General features: G+C 62.9%; 13 protein-coding genes and 1 other RNA gene. 12 read left to right on the top strand and 2 right to left on the bottom strand.

All coding sequences use genetic code 11. From position 1 onward, the window contains the following. Positions 1-4: 4 nt before the first annotated feature. Both LAC81_RS11930 and LAC81_RS11925 read right to left on the bottom strand, forming a co-directional pair. Positions 5-640, bottom strand: coding sequence for a LysE family translocator (locus LAC81_RS11930; RefSeq protein ID WP_223724959.1), 636 nt, complete (start codon positions 638-640; stop codon positions 5-7). A gap of 143 nt (positions 641-783) precedes the next feature. Beyond that, on the bottom strand, positions 784-2,001 hold the full coding sequence (locus LAC81_RS11925) for a pyrophosphate--fructose-6-phosphate 1-phosphotransferase (protein ID WP_113540737.1): 1,218 nt from the start codon (positions 1,999-2,001) through the stop codon (positions 784-786). Positions 2,002-2,420: 419 nt separating this feature from the next. Between LAC81_RS11925 and LAC81_RS11920 the strand changes: the two genes are divergently transcribed. From LAC81_RS11920 to LAC81_RS11865, 12 genes are all read left to right on the top strand, one after another. Further along, positions 2,421-3,128 (top strand): J domain-containing protein, encoded by a 708-nt coding sequence (locus LAC81_RS11920; RefSeq protein WP_223724958.1) that lies wholly within the window; start codon positions 2,421-2,423, stop codon positions 3,126-3,128. Then, on the top strand, positions 3,125-3,889 hold the full coding sequence (locus tag LAC81_RS11915; protein WP_223724957.1) for an N-acetylmuramoyl-L-alanine amidase: 765 nt from the start codon (positions 3,125-3,127) through the stop codon (positions 3,887-3,889). Before LAC81_RS11920 ends, LAC81_RS11915 begins: the two co-directional genes overlap by 4 nt. 224 nt (positions 3,890-4,113) lie before the next feature. After that, positions 4,114-4,641: a lytic transglycosylase domain-containing protein gene (locus LAC81_RS11910; protein ID WP_223724956.1), complete on the top strand. Its 528-nt coding sequence runs from the start codon at positions 4,114-4,116 to the stop codon at positions 4,639-4,641. Between the two features lie 253 nt (positions 4,642-4,894). Further along, positions 4,895-6,085 (top strand): NAD(P)/FAD-dependent oxidoreductase, encoded by a 1,191-nt coding sequence (locus LAC81_RS11905; RefSeq protein WP_223724955.1) that lies wholly within the window; start codon positions 4,895-4,897, stop codon positions 6,083-6,085. Between the two features lie 107 nt (positions 6,086-6,192). Then, positions 6,193-6,592: RNase P RNA component class A (rnpB, locus tag LAC81_RS11900), an RNA gene on the top strand. A gap of 78 nt (positions 6,593-6,670) precedes the next feature. Then, positions 6,671-7,237, top strand: a complete 567-nt coding sequence (locus LAC81_RS11895) for a hypothetical protein (protein WP_223724954.1) — start codon at positions 6,671-6,673, stop codon at positions 7,235-7,237. 500 nt (positions 7,238-7,737) lie between these two features. After that, positions 7,738-8,178 carry a division/cell wall cluster transcriptional repressor MraZ gene (gene mraZ / locus LAC81_RS11890; RefSeq protein ID WP_173517202.1) on the top strand — a complete coding sequence of 147 codons (441 nt, stop codon included), beginning with the start codon at positions 7,738-7,740 and terminating at the stop codon, positions 8,176-8,178. A gap of 14 nt (positions 8,179-8,192) precedes the next feature. Further along, positions 8,193-9,218, top strand: a complete 1,026-nt coding sequence (gene rsmH, locus LAC81_RS11885; RefSeq protein WP_223724953.1) for a 16S rRNA (cytosine(1402)-N(4))-methyltransferase RsmH — start codon at positions 8,193-8,195, stop codon at positions 9,216-9,218. A 6-nt stretch (positions 9,219-9,224) separates the two neighbouring features. Then, on the top strand, positions 9,225-9,611 hold the full coding sequence (gene ftsL / locus LAC81_RS11880) for a cell division protein FtsL (RefSeq protein ID WP_113540729.1): 387 nt from the start codon (positions 9,225-9,227) through the stop codon (positions 9,609-9,611). Beyond that, positions 9,611-11,359, top strand: coding sequence for a peptidoglycan D,D-transpeptidase FtsI family protein (locus LAC81_RS11875; RefSeq protein ID WP_113540728.1), 1,749 nt, complete (start codon positions 9,611-9,613; stop codon positions 11,357-11,359). The genes ftsL and LAC81_RS11875 overlap by 1 nt, the downstream gene beginning before the upstream one ends. Positions 11,360-11,425: 66 nt before the next feature. Continuing rightward, on the top strand, positions 11,426-12,889 hold the full coding sequence (locus LAC81_RS11870) for a UDP-N-acetylmuramoyl-L-alanyl-D-glutamate--2,6-diaminopimelate ligase (protein ID WP_223724952.1): 1,464 nt from the start codon (positions 11,426-11,428) through the stop codon (positions 12,887-12,889). A gap of 1 nt (position 12,890) precedes the next feature. Continuing rightward, the gene (locus LAC81_RS11865; protein WP_223724951.1) at positions 12,891-14,330 is read left to right on the top strand and encodes a UDP-N-acetylmuramoylalanyl-D-glutamyl-2,6-diaminopimelate--D-alanyl-D-alanine ligase; all 1,440 of its coding nucleotides are present in this window, start codon (positions 12,891-12,893) and stop codon (positions 14,328-14,330) included. Positions 14,331-14,406: the final 76 nt, after the last annotated feature.

Here is a 14,406-nt window from a genome sequence, read left to right as displayed (position 1 = left end):
AATTTCACGCCGTGGCGCGCTTCATCGTCGCCGTCAGGAGCCCGGCTCCGATGAGCATGGAACCGCCCGCGCGGTTGACGATCCGGCGGACATTCGGCTTGGAAATCGTGCTGCGAGCAGCCGTTGCAAGGGCCGCATAGAGGCTGGCATTGAGGATCGCGAGCGTCAGGAATGTGAGCTCGAAAATCGCCATCTGGGTGAAGAGCGGCTGGCTGAGATCGAGGAACTGCGGCAGGAAGGCGACGAAGAAGACGATGCTTTTCGGGTTCAGCGCAGTCACCGCATAGGTGTGAAGGAAGATGCGCAGCGGACGTTCGCCGGAAGCCGATTCGACCTCAGCGTCGCCGCCGGCGGCCACCGGTGCGCGCCAGAGCTTGATGCCGAGCCAGATGAGATAGGCGGCACCCACCCATTTGAGTGCCGTGAAGATCGCCGCGGAGGTCGCAAGCAGCGCACCGAGGCCGAGCATGGAAGCGGTCATCGCGGTGAAATCACCAAGCGCCACACCGGCGACTGTGGCGCCTGCGGTCTTGCGGCCGTGTCCGAGCGCATAGGAAATGACGAGAAGAATGGTGGGGCCGGGAATGGCGAGCAGCACGGCAGAGGCTGCGGCAAAGGCAAACCAATGTTCAAAGGACATGAAAGGGCTCCGCGTTCCTGCATAATTCTTTAAATCGGGATCGATCTAAGGATTGGCCGAGCCAGCCATGGAAACGCGGAGCCGTCAATCTCAAAATCAGGCGTTGTTGGCGGGCGGCATATGCGCCCGCCGGGAAGCGCAAATCAGTGCTTCTGGGCCTGCCACTTCTGGCCGATGACGTCCATGACTTCGCCGAACCACTTCGTCGAAGTGTCGAAGTGCTTGCCGCCCTTGATGCGCGGGAACTCGATCGTGCGCAGCTTGCCGCCCTGGTCTTCGTCGTGACCGGTGACGCCGGAGACCTTATTGAGCGCGCTTTCGACGGCGAGATCGACCATGCCCTGGATCAGGCGCAGGTCGTCGCCGTTGGCAGGGGCCGAGCGGGCGTAGTAGCCGGACTTCTGCACCATCGAGCGTTCGGCGCCGAGAAGGGCTGCGAACTGCTTGGAGAACCAGTTGCCGACATTGATGGTGTCGATCTTCACGTGGCCGAAGGCATCGCGCTTGATGGTTTCGCCCGCCGCTTCCCGCTCGGCGACGATCGCATCGAGGCAGGCGCCTTCGCTGACGAACAGCGTCACGAAGCCGGTGCGGTCCATGACCTGACGCAGACGTTCGGCTTCCCCCTGCAGGTCGAACTTCATCTCCGGCAGGTAAAGACCGTCGATGTTCTTCATCTGGCGGTTCATCATGAAGCCGTCGACGAATTCCTTGTCGTCGGTCATCTGAATGTAGGAGCGGGCGGTGGCGGCCGTCAGCCAGCCGCTATGGCGCCCCATGACCTCGTGCACGACGAGCGTGCGCGGGGCGGCGCTCTGTTCGTTGCTGACATTGTCGAAGAAGCGGGCGCCATATTCGGCCGCCGTCCAGGCGCCAAGCGTCTGGCGGATCGGCACGACATCGTTGTCGACCGTCTTCGGCAGGCCGACAACGGTGAGGTTGTAGCCGTTGGCGCCGAGATAGGCGGCAAGGTCGGCCGCCGTCGTGTTGGTGTCGTCACCACCGATGGTGTGGAGGATCGAGATGCCGTCATTGGCAAGCCGCTCCGCAGCGATGCGCAACGGGTTCTCGCCGTCCTTGACGAGGCCGCGCTTGACGCAGTCGGCCGCGTTGGTGAGCTTGACGCGGCTGTTGCCGATGGGCGAACCGCCGTGGCGATGCAGGATATGCGCCTTCTCGCGCATGTCGCGGGTGATCTCGATGCGGTCAGCCAAGAGCAGGCCCTGGTAGCCGGAGCGATAGGCGACCAGCTCATACTCGGGCGCGACGTCCGTATAGCGCTCGATCAGGCCCCCAACGGCGGATGACAGACAGGGTGCGAGCCCGCCGGCCGTCAGCATTGCGACTTTTTTCTTGGCCATGTTTCCTCCTCGGGACTTTGGCATGCGATGGGTGGGGCCTCCATAACGCAAATCAGATGGAAATTAAATGACGCGCCTGTGGATGTTGAGTCGAGACGATGCCGCGAGGCGCCCTGGAGCGCGGGATTGGCGAGGCGAGGCAGCGGGGCGCGGATTGTCGCAGGGCGTAAGCCCGGCCTGCGCCATTACGAACGGCGCGAATACCGGTTTTGCGGGCCTCGACGAGATCTTACTTTTATTGGATGGCTGTTCCCGCGGGAACAGCTTTCCGTCGGTTGGCTGTCGCAAGTTCCAATCGATGGATTGACAATAGTGAGGGGCCATCACAAATTCGTCATCCTCGTGGTTCGGGCCGCCCACCGCTTGCAATTTGCCACCACATTGGTCCATGCTATAGAGTGAGAGACAGGGAACCTCGCATGTCATTTTGGGACAGCCTCCTCAGGATCGTTACCGCCACCGGCAATGCGCTTGCCGGCGTGGTCGAGGCCGTGCGCACCCTGTTCGAGGGTGATCCGGAAACGCGGCGCAAGGTAGCCTTCTCGGTCGCCATGATCGCGCTATCGGCCAAGATGGCCAAGGCCGACGGCGTTGTGACCGAAGCCGAAGTCGCCGCCTTCCGCGATATCTTCCAGTTTCCGCCGGACCAAGCGCAGAACGTCGCGCGTCTCTATAATCTGGCGCGCCAGGACGTTGCCGGCTACGAGGCCTATGCAGAGAAGATGGCGTCGCTGTGTTCGTCCTGCGAAAAGAACTGCCCGATCCTCGAGGATATCATCGACGGCCTGTTCCATATCGCCAAGTCGGACGGCGCAGTGCATGAGCGCGAGCTTGCCTTCCTGTTGCGCGTGGCCGACATCTTCGGCATGGACGAGGGGCACTTCAGTCGGATCATGGCGCGCCACGTGCATGGCGATGGTCGTGACCCCTATCAGGTGCTCGGCGTTTCGCGTAAGGATGATTTCGCCGCTATCCGCAAGCGCTACCGTGTGCTCGTTTCCGAGAACCACCCGGATATGCTGGTTGCTCGCGGCGTACCGCAAGAATTCCACGCGATCGCCAATGATCGCATGGCGGCGCTGAACGCCGCCTATGAGGCGATCGAGAAAGAACGCCGAGCCGCATGACCTCGAAATACTGCGACTATCCGGGTGCACGCTTCATGCCGTCGCCCAATTTCGGTGACCGCGCCGACTTGCGCGCCCCGGATATGATCGTTCTTCACTATACCGGCATGTCGACGGGCGCTTCGGCGCTCGAATGGCTTTGTCGCGAAGAAAGCCAGGTCTCCAGCCATTACTTCGTCCACGAGGACGGCCGCGTCGATCAGCTCGTGCCGGAGGCGCGTCGCGCCTGGCATGCCGGCAAGAGCTATTGGAAGGGCGAGACCGATATCAACTCCTGCTCGATCGGAATCGAGATCGCCAACCCGGGTCACCCCGGCGGGTTGCCCGACTTTCCGGAAAAGCAGATCGCGGCAGTTGTAGAATTGTGTCGGGACTGCGGCGATCGCTGGTCGATTGCGCCCGAGAGAGTGCTCGCACACAGCGATATCGCCCCCATTCGCAAGGTCGATCCGGGAGAAAAATTTCCCTGGCACGTTCTTCATCACGAAGGCGTCGGGCATTGGGTGGAGCCGGCCCCAATCGGCGGCGGGCGTTTTTTCCAGCGCGGTGACCAGGGGCAGCCGGTTGAGGCCATCCAGTCGATGCTGTCACTCTACGGTTATGGCATTGATGTGACTGGCGAATTCTGCGAAAAGACCGAAGGCGCCGTGGCCGCGTTCCAGCGGCACTTCAGACAACAAAGGGTCGATGGCATCGCTGACATCTCAACCCTTGATACGCTGCACCGCCTACTGTCAGGCCTGCCGCAATTCACCGCCTGACGTGGAAGAATTTTTCGTCTAAACGGCACTTCTGCAGATATTCGTGGCATGTTTTTTTAGCTTTGCCACATGTTTACCATGATGCGGCATTCATTTCCCGCCCCATTGGAACTGCAGGAGCATCAGGGCGCAACGCTCACTTCCTGTGAATGAAACGATCGGGAAGTGAGGTTCGAAGCGGGGTGCGCTTCGGTCCATTCCCCAGACCGGAGAATTCAAACTACATGAGAATTTCGTCTGTTGCTGCGGTGGCGGCATGCCTTGGCATGTTCTTCGCCGGGATGGGTACGTCGTTTGCGGGGAGTGTCGACAAGACCATCAAGACCTCAGCCATCCAGTCCGTCACCCGGACCACGGGCTTTCCCAAGCCCGACGTCGTGCAGAACGTGGAGTACACATCGCTGATCAAGTCCTACGCCAAGCAATACGGCGTTCCGGTCGATCTGGCGCATGCGATCGTCAAGGTCGAAAGCAACTTCAACCCCAAGGCACGCGGCAGCGCCGGCGAAATCGGCCTGATGCAGATCAAGCCCGCCACGGCGCGCATGTTGGGCTATTCCGGTTCTTCCAAGGGTCTCTACGATCCGGAAACCAACATCAAGTTCGGCATGAAGTATCTGGCCATGGCGCATGAACTGTCCGGCGGCACGACCTGCGGCACGGTTCTGAAGTACAATGCCGGCCATGGCGCCAAGCGCATGAACCCGGTTTCCAAGCGCTATTGCGGCAAGGTCCAGGACATCATCGACTGATCGATCGGATGAACTGATCGATCGCATGACAGGCGCCGGCGCGTTCTTTCGCTTGGCGCCTCATCTCGGATCAAGTGCGTTCCGAGAAGCATGCACTCAGCGAAGAGCTTCATCCGCCAGCCGTATCAGGTGATGGCGGATGCTCCAGCCGGACAGGTCTCGCGTTCCGGCGCATACGGAAAATCACTACAACCACCGTGCCATACCGGCGCCGGCATGCTATCTCCCCTTGAGCAGAGGGACGAGGATCGACATGTCGGAAAGCTTTGATTTCATTGTCGTCGGCAAGGGCATGATGGGGGCTGCGGCCGCCCGCCACCTCGCGCTTTCGGGCGCCAAGGTCGCGCTCGTCGGCCCGGATGAGCCGACGGACTGGGCCAACCACGCCGGCGTCTTTTCCAGCCATTACGACAATGCCCGCATCACCCGCACGATCGACGACGATCCGGTCTGGGCGCGGCTTGCGCGGAGATCGATCGAGCGCTACGGCGAAATCGAAGGCGAGAGCGGCATTACCTTCTACCACGAAGTCGGCTGCCTGATCGCCGGACCGGCGCCGGGCGCTCCCTACGATTATATCGAGCAAGTCGAGAGGGCACGCGACGCGCTCGGCGTCGAGGCGCCGCTCTATGATGGCGAGGCGCTGTCGCAGCGCTTTCCCTGGTTCCACTTCCCCCATGGCACGGCCGGCGTCCACGAAAGGCGCGGGGCCGGCTACATCAATCCGCGGGCGCTGGTCGCTGCACAGACCGTTTGCGCCGAGAAGGCGGGCGCACGGATCGTGCGCAGCGAAGTTGCGGCCGTATCGGAAGAGCGCGAACGCGTGGTCGTCATGACGGTCGACGGTGAGCATCTCGCAGCGGGACGAGTGATCGTTGCCGCCGGCGGGTTCTCGATCTCCACGGCGCTGCTGCGGCGGCCGATCGATCTCACCGTCAAGGCGCGAACCGTATTCTTTGCCGAGGTGGCGGACGGCGATCTCTCCGGTTTCGAGGGCATGCCCTCGCTGATCGGCGCAGCGCCCGAGCAGGCGAAAAGCTACTACCTGCTGCCGCCGGTCGGCTATGCGGACGGAAAGCACTATATCAAGATCGGCGGCGATCCGACCGACAGGATTCTCGATGGTGAAGCGGCGGTCCGACAATGGTTCCGTGGGTCAGGTGGCGTGACGGCGGCCGAGCATCTGCGCGGGCTGCTGGCAGAGGTGATGCCAAGCCTCCAACCCGTTTCCACCCACTTTTCTCCCTGCGTCACCTCGTTCACCCGACACGGGTTGCCCTATATCGGTTTTGCCGAGGGCAGCCGTGTCGCCGTTGTCACCGGCGGCAACGGCCAGGCGGCGAAGAGCTCCGACGAGATCGGCCGCCTGGGCGCGGTCCTCCTGCTCAATGGGCGGATCGACGAGCCCGAATACGATGCGGATTTCTCCGTCGCCTTTCGCTAGGTGGCGGCAACATCCGCCAGGCTTCAGCCGATCTGCCCTGTTGGTGGCTCGAAAAACCCTGCCGTTTTTTCTGGCGCCGGGCGGGGGCTTGCGTTAAGGAGCGCCTGCCAGTTGGCCGGGCAGCCGCTCTCCGCAAGTGCCGAAAGGCCGCGGGGGGAGGAAAGTCCGGGCTCCACGGAAGCACGGTGCCGGATAACGTCCGGCGAGGGTGACCTCAGGGAAAGTGCCACAGAAAGCAAACCGCTCCGCTTGCGGAGTAAGGGTGAAAGGGTGGGGTAAGAGCCCACCGCGGACATGGCGACATGGACGGCACGGCAAACCCCACCGGGAGCAAGACCGAATAGGGATGACGCGGACGCGCAAGCGCCCAGCCTGTTTCCGGGCCAGTCATCCGGGTGGGTTGCAAGAGGCTGCGTGCAAACGTAGTCCCAGATGAATGGCTGCCACGTTCCGTTGCCTTCGGGTGGCGGGGCCATACAGAACCCGGCTTACAGGCCAACTGGCGATTTCTCTTTATGGTGGAACCGCGTCTTTACTACTTGGTTGTACCAGTGGTGTCAGCGAGTGCTGACAGGGGGGGCGCAGGTGACAGTCGCAAAAGCTTTCGGAAAATGGTGCGGTGTCGGTCTGGCGCTGCTTGTGCTGGTGCCGGCAGCCGTTGCTCCCGTTTATGGCGAAAATCTGCCGGACCTTTCGCCGAAGAGCTATCCTGCCGCCAAGGTCTACAAGGGCAAAGTAAAACTTCCGGACTTCAACGGCCGTGACAAGGATTTCCGCCTCTTTCGAACGACGATCGCCAAGGAAATGCTGGAAGGGGTGAACTTTGCCGGCGAGTACCGGGTGAACCAAGTCGGTTGCGGTGCGCAGTGCACTTTCGTCGTTGTCTCGAGCAACCGAACCGGGGAGGTCTTTGATTTCCCTCGGGGCGGCGACGACAACCTTCTGATGACGCTTGGGTTCGGGCTTGATAGCAGGCTGATGATGGCGCAATGGGGCTCCTACGAGCCAGACCGATGCGTGCTTGAATACCTGGTGTTCGATGCTGGTCGTTGGAAAGAGCTCTACAGCCGCCAGGTCGGTACGTCCGAAGCGTGTCACAACTCGATCGACGAGAATGTTGCGCAGTCCGACCCCGGGCGGAGGGCGCGCTAAACTTGATCTGAGGCGCGTCGTCGGGGCATCTCCGCGATGCGAAGTTGCGTTCGCGGCGGCGGGTGGCCGGCGCCTGCTGCGTCGGTTTTTTTGCCGGTTGGGTTCCGCGCGATTGCGCCCGGCGGTGGCAATGCGCATGTTCCTGCGCTTTTTCTCACATTCTGATTTTTCAACGATTTGAAGCCGTTCGACCGTCGCATTCCCGCACGGTGGGGGTCTCTTCGTAACCCTTCGTTAAACTTAACAACCTATCAATATTTGATCAGTCCGGCGGCTGTTTACGATCCATTCCCATTGACGCCCATATGGTCCCATGATATCCCATAATGGCACTGCGCAGGGGCTGCTTCGCGGCCCAACATCGCAAGATTCCAGTGCCTTCCGGCTTCGGAGGGTGGTCGGACATTCCACTGTTCGGCAGGGTTGTCTTGTGTGCGGGGTGACGTGTTCTCGCGGGCCAATGATCGTGGCCCGTCAGTCTTGGGCGGCCGTTTCGCGTTATGAACCGCTTCTTGTCACATGCTGCCAATCGGATCGATGCGAAGGGGCGGGTTTCCGTGCCTTCGGCGTTTCGTTCCGTGCTGTCGGATGGGGGCGTTCGGGAGCTATACTGTTTTCAGGATTTCGTCTTCCCGGCGATCAGTGTCGGCGGGCCGGAGCTCCTGGATCGGTTCGAGAAGCAGATGGCGGCCGAGGATCCATTTTCCCCGGAAGCCAACGAGATGTCGCTGCTCGTTCACGGGGGCGGGGTCTTCGTGAAGCTCGATCCGGAAGGCCGGCTGATGGTGACGGATTTCATCCGCGACTTCACCGGAATCTCGACCGACGTGATGTTCGTCGGGCGGGGCGATTATTTTCAGCTCTGGGAGCCGCAGGCCTTCATGAAGGCGCAGGCGGTGGCCCGGGAGGGGCGCAAGTCACGGGGGTTGCGTCCAGACTAGAATGGAGAGAGGGAATGGTGACGGAACAAGGCGGAGGTATTTCTGAAGCCGAAGGCGGACCGGTTCGTCACATTCCCGTCCTCTTGTCGGAGGTTCTTGCGGCCCTCGAGCCTGCGCCCGGCAAGGTCATCCTCGATGGCACCTTCGGTGCCGGCGGCTACAGTTCCGCAATCCTCAAGGCCGGTGCCGACGTGATTGCGCTCGACCGCGACCCTACGGCGATTGCCGCAGGGCAGGCGCAGGTCGCCGAGTGGGGCGGCCGGCTGAAGCTCCTTCACGCTCAATTCTCCGATCTTGCCGCCCATGCGCCCGAAGGCGGGCTCGATGGCGTCGTGCTCGATATCGGCGTTTCCTCGATGCAGATCGACGAGCCGGAGCGCGGCTTCTCCTTCCAGAAGAAGGGGCCGCTCGACATGCGCATGTCGGCTTCGGGCGTTTCGGCAGCCGATGTCGTCAATCGCGCCAAGGTCTCCGATCTCATCCGCATCTTCGGTTTTCTCGGCGAAGAGAAGCAGGCGGGCCGCATCGCCCGCGCGATCGAGAAGCGCCGGGCCGAGCAGCTCTTCGAGACGACCCGGGATCTTGCCGGCCTGATCGAGGTGGTGACGCCGCGCAAGGCGAAGGACAAGATCCATCCGGCGACCCGCGTCTTCCAGGCGCTGCGTATCTTCGTCAATGACGAGCTCGGCGAACTGGCAGAGGCGCTGTTTGCCGCCGAGCAGGTGCTGAAGCCCGGCGGCCGGCTTGTGGTGGTGACCTTCCATTCGCTCGAAGACCGGATCGTCAAGGCTTTCTTCCAGGATCGCTCCGGCAAGGCGAGTGGCTCGCGCCATTTGCCCATGGTTTCCGCGCGTGCCGCAACCTTCACGCCAGTTGGCAAGCCTATGGTGGCAGCCAGCGAGGAAGAAGCGTCCCTCAATCCGCGCGCCCGCTCCGCAAAGCTGCGCGCCGGGATCCGCACGCAAGCCGTGTCGCCGGGAAACGATCTGTCCATTTTCAATCTGCCGGAACTGGCAAGCCTTGCACGGCTGGGGGGCTGACAAGACATGCTTCGAACGCTCGACATAGTCCTGATCGTCGTCATGACCGCCGCCGCGACAGTGACCTATACGATCAAGCACCGCGCCGAAAACAAGCTTGAGGAAGTCCGCAAGCTCGATGTGGCGATCAAGCTTGAAGAAGACACGATCGATCTGCTGCGCGCCGACTGGGCGCTTCTGACGCAGCCGAACCGGCTGGAGCGTCTGGTCGGTGCTTTCGGCGCCGACCTGCAGCTTGCGCCGACCCCATCGACGCAGCTCGCTCAGCCGCAGGAACTGCCGATGCTGAAGGCGGATCTGCCGGTGTCCGAAGACGAAAAGGCTGCGAAGGACGGTGTCGCTGCCATCATCAACAAGACCGATAACATGGCAACTGGCTCGGTGGCGCGCTGATGTCGTTTCTCTCCCGCATCATGGTATTGAAGAGCAAGGCGCACTTCTCGGCAGGCGGCAACAACCGACCGTCGGAAAGCGGCCTCAATGTCACCTTTCAGGGGACGCGCAAGAAGACCACAAATCAGGCCAAGAACCGCGTCGCCATCGTGATCGCGAGCTTCGGCATCGTCTATGCCGTCATCGGCGGGCGCCTGGTGCAATACGGCATGGCACAACCCGAGACGGTTTCCAGCATCGGCCGCGCAGACAACCTGATGGCCTCGCGTCCTGACATTCTCGACCGCAACGGCGAGATACTGGCGACAGACATCCGCACCGTTTCGCTCTATGCCGAACCGCACAAGATCGTCGATGCCGACGAGGCGGTCGAGCGGCTGGCGACGGTATTGCCTGACATCAATACCCGGGAAATCTACAACAAGCTGAAGTCGAAATCGCGCTTCCAGTGGCTGCGCCGCCAGCTCACCCCGAAGCAGCAGAGCGAGATTCTGGCGCTCGGTATTCCCGGCGTCGGCTTCCGTCCGGAAAAGCGCCGCTTCTATCCGGGCGGCCACACCGCCGCGCATATTCTTGGTCACGTCAACATCGACAACCGCGGCGTTGCCGGCATGGAGCGCTACATCGATAGCCAGGGTCTCGCCGACCTTGCCGCGATCGGCATGACCAGCGACGCCAAGCTCGAACCGGTGAAGCTCTCGATCGACGTGCGCGTGCAGAACATCGTGCGCGATGTCATCGACGCCGGCATGAAGAACTATCAGGCGCTCGCCGCCGGCGCCGTCGTGCTTGACGTGCATACCGGCGAAGTGCTGGCGATGGCGTCCGTTCCCGACTACGACCCGAACAAGCCGGCCGAGGGTGCGGAAGAGGGCTGGATGAACCGCATGTCGAACGGCACGTTCGAGATGGGCTCCACCTTCAAGACCTTCACCATCGCCATGGGCCTCGACTCCGGCAAGGTGACGCTGAACGACAGCTTCGACGCCTCGGCACCGATCCGCATCGGCGGCTTCACCATCAAGGACTTCCACGGCAAGCGCCGCGTGCTGACCGTTCCGGAAATCTTCCAGTATTCGTCGAACATCGGCACCGCCAAGATCGCAGACCTCGTCGGCATTCCCGGCCACAAGGAATTCCTGACGCGCCTCGGCCTGCTTTCGAAGCTGCCGACCGAGCTGCCGGAAGTGAAATCTCCGAGCCAGCCGCGCGAATGGAAAAAGATCAACTCGGTCACCATCTCCTTCGGCCACGGCGTCTCGACGACGCCGCTGCAGACGGCGGTTGCGGGTGCTGCACTCGTCAATGGCGGCAAGCTGATCGAGCCGACCTTCCTGCCGCGCACCGAGGAGCAGGCCAACGCGGTCGCCACGCCGGTGGTCAAGAAGAGCACCAGCGACGACATGCGCTTCCTGCTTCGCTGGAACGGCATTGCCGGCTCGGGCAAACGGGCGCTGGTGCCGGGCTTCAACGTCGGCGGCAAGACCGGCACGGCCGACAAGGTGGTCAACGGCCGCTATGCCAGCGACCAGAACTTCAACGCGTTCCTCGCGGCCTTCCCGATCGACAACCCGAAATACATCGTGCTGACCTTCATCGACGCGCCGAAGACCGGCGAGGGCGGCGGGCGCACGGCAGGCTCGAACGCTGCTCCCATGGTTCGTGACATCATCAGCCGCTCCGCGCCGCTGCTCGGTGTCGAACCAAAGTTTGGAGAAGACGGTTCTGCCTTGCTTGTGTCTTATTAGACATGAAATGAGAAAGCGGACGATTCGCGATTCTCGCGGATCGAAATCGATGCGAGACGTGCGTTCATGAAGATCAAAGACCTGGCGGGAACGAATTTTCCGGAGCTTTCGGCGCAGCTGAACGGTGCTGCTGCCGATATCGACGTTGCCGGACTGACGGCCGACAGTCGGCAGGTTCAGCCAGGGGATCTCTTTGTTGCCGTTTCCGGCAGCAAGGCCAATGGCAGCGCCTATGTCGCCGACGCCTTGAAGCGCGGTGCGGTCGCCGTCGTCACCGAAGCGGACTCGGACGTGGATGCCCCGTCGGCGCCGGTCCTGAAGCTGTCGGAACCCCGCGCGTTCCTGGCGCGCGCCGCCGCTGCCTTCTACGGCCGCCAACCGGAGACCATGGTTGCCGTGACCGGCACCGCCGGCAAGACTTCGGTCGCCTCCTTCACCCGCCAGATCTGGGCGCATTCGGGCTTCGCAGCGGCGATGATCGGCACGACAGGCGTCATCGCTCCCGGTCGCAACGATTACGGCTCGCTGACGACGCCCGATCCGGTGTCGCTGCATAAGCTCTTGGCCGAGCTTGCCGATGCCGGCGTCACCCATGCGGCGATGGAGGCCTCCAGCCACGGCCTCGACCAGAGCCGGCTTGACGGCGTGCGCCTTTCGGCTGCCGCCTTCACCAATCTCGGCCGCGACCACATGGACTACCACCCGACGGTCGAGCACTACATGGCCTCCAAGATGCGGTTGTTCGATGCGCTCCTGCCGAAGGGCGCGCCGGCGTTGATCTTCGCCGACGACCAGTGGTCGGAGCAGGCGATCGCAGCTGCCCGCAAGGCAAAGCTCGACGTGCGCACGGTCGGCCGCAAGGGCGATTTCATCTCGCTGAAGCGGGTCGAGCACTTCCGCCACAAGCAATCGGCCGAAGTGCATGTCGGCGACGACATCTTCGAAATCCACATTCCGCTCGCCGGCGATTTCCAGGTGGCGAATGCACTGGTCGCGGCGGGCCTTGCCATGTCCACCGGCATCAGCGCCAAGGCTGCCTTTTCCGCGCTTGAAAAGCTGCAGGGCGCTTCCGGGCGCCTCGAACTGGTCGGCCAGACCAGGGACGGAGCGCTCGCCTATGTCGATTACGCCCACAAGCCGGATGCGCTCGAAAACGTGCTCGCCTCGGTGCGCCCGTTCACGACGGGCCGCGTCGTCGTGGTGTTCGGCTGCGGCGGAGACCGCGACAAGGGCAAGCGCCCGATCATGGGCGAGATCGCCACGCGGCTTGCCGACGTGACGATCGTGACCGACGACAATCCGCGCTCGGAAATCCCCGAGGTGATCCGCGCCGAAATCATGACTGCCGCCAAGGGCGCGATCGAGATCGGCGACCGCGCCACGGCGATCCGCACGGCGGTCGGCATGTTGAAGACCGGCGACACGCTGATCGTTGCCGGCAAGGGACACGAGGAGGGGCAGACGATCGGCTCCGTCACGCTGCCCTTCTCGGATCATGCGGAGGTCCGCAAGGCATTGGGAGGCTTGTGATTTGAACTGGCTCTGGACAAGCAGCGATCTCCTGGCCGCGATGAACGGCCGGCCGGTTGGCAATCTGCCCGAGGGCATCTCGGGGATCTCGATCGACAGCCGTTCGATCGGCAAGGGCGAAGCTTTCTTCGCGATCAGGGGCGACCGTGTGGACGGTCACGATTACGCGGGCATCGCGCTGGCCAATGGCGCGGCGGTGCTGGTCGTCAGCGAAGGCAAGCTGCCGGCGCTCGGACGGCTGAATGCGCCGATGATCGTCGTCGACGACGTGCTCGAAGCGCTGATCCGTCTCGGCTGTGCGGCGCGTGACCGCAGTGCGGCCAAGATCATCGCCGTCACCGGCTCGGTCGGCAAGACGACCACCAAGGAAATGCTGCGGCATGTGCTGCAGCCCCAGGGGCGCGTGCATGCTTCCGTCGCCTCCTTCAACAATCACTGGGGCGTGCCGCTGACGCTTGCGCGCATGCCTGAGGCAACCGATTTTGGCATCTTCGAAATCGGCATGAACCATCCGGGCGAGATCCGGCCGCTGACCGCCATGGTGCGGCCGCATGTGGCCATGGTGACGAGCATCGCCGCCGCGCACCTCGGCAATTTCGAGAGCCTCGATCAGATCGCCGAAGCCAAGGCCGAAATCTTCGAAGGTGTCGCCAATGGCGGCCACGCACTGATCATTCACGACAGCCCGCAATACAAGCTGCTGGAAAATGCAGCGGCCGCGGCCGGTGTCAGCCACATCCATTCCTTCGGCGCCAATCCGAAGGCGGAATTCCGGCTGGTCGAATTCAGTGGCGGCGCGGAGGGCTCGATCCTCTGGGCCGGCATCGGCGGGCGGACGCTGGAAGTCGCGATCGGCGCGCCCGGACGGCACATTGCGGAGAACGCCGTGGCGGTCCTGGCAGCCGTGAAGCTTGCCGGTGGCGATCTCGACCGTGCGGCTTCGGCGCTTGCAACCATGCAGGCCGAAACGGGCAGGGGCCGACGCCACACGCTCACGATCGGCACCGGCACGCTGAAGCTGATCGATGAAAGCTACAATGCCAATCCGAGCTCGATGCGGGCGGCGATCGCGCTCCTGCGTGACAGCGAGCCGCCGGTCGGCGGCCGTCGCATCGCCGTGCTCGGCGACATGCTGGAAATGGGCGAACACGCCGTCGATGTGCACGCGGCACTCGCACGTCCGCTGGTCGAAGCCGGCATCACCGATGTCTGGCTTGCCGGGCCCTTGATGGCGCATCTTCGCGATGCCTTGCCTCCCGAGGTCTCGGTTATCTACCGCGAGAGCGTCGAGGAGCTGAAGGCCTATGCGCTGGCCGCGGTCGCGCCGGGCGATGTCGTCATGATCAAGTCATCGAAGGGGACCGGTTGCGCCAAGATCGTGCAGGCGCTGATCGATACCTATCCGGCAGCGGAAGTCGAGGGACCTGAAGCCGAGGGATAAGCCGGCGACACTGCCCATGACGGGCGCGGTGGATACAGCCTGGCGTTAGGTGGGCGCGCCCTAACACTTTCGCATG

It is taken from the genome of Ensifer adhaerens, from assembly GCF_020035535.1.
Lineage (GTDB): Bacteria > Pseudomonadota > Alphaproteobacteria > Rhizobiales > Rhizobiaceae > Ensifer.
This window is presented reverse-complemented; position numbering and strand designations above follow the sequence as displayed.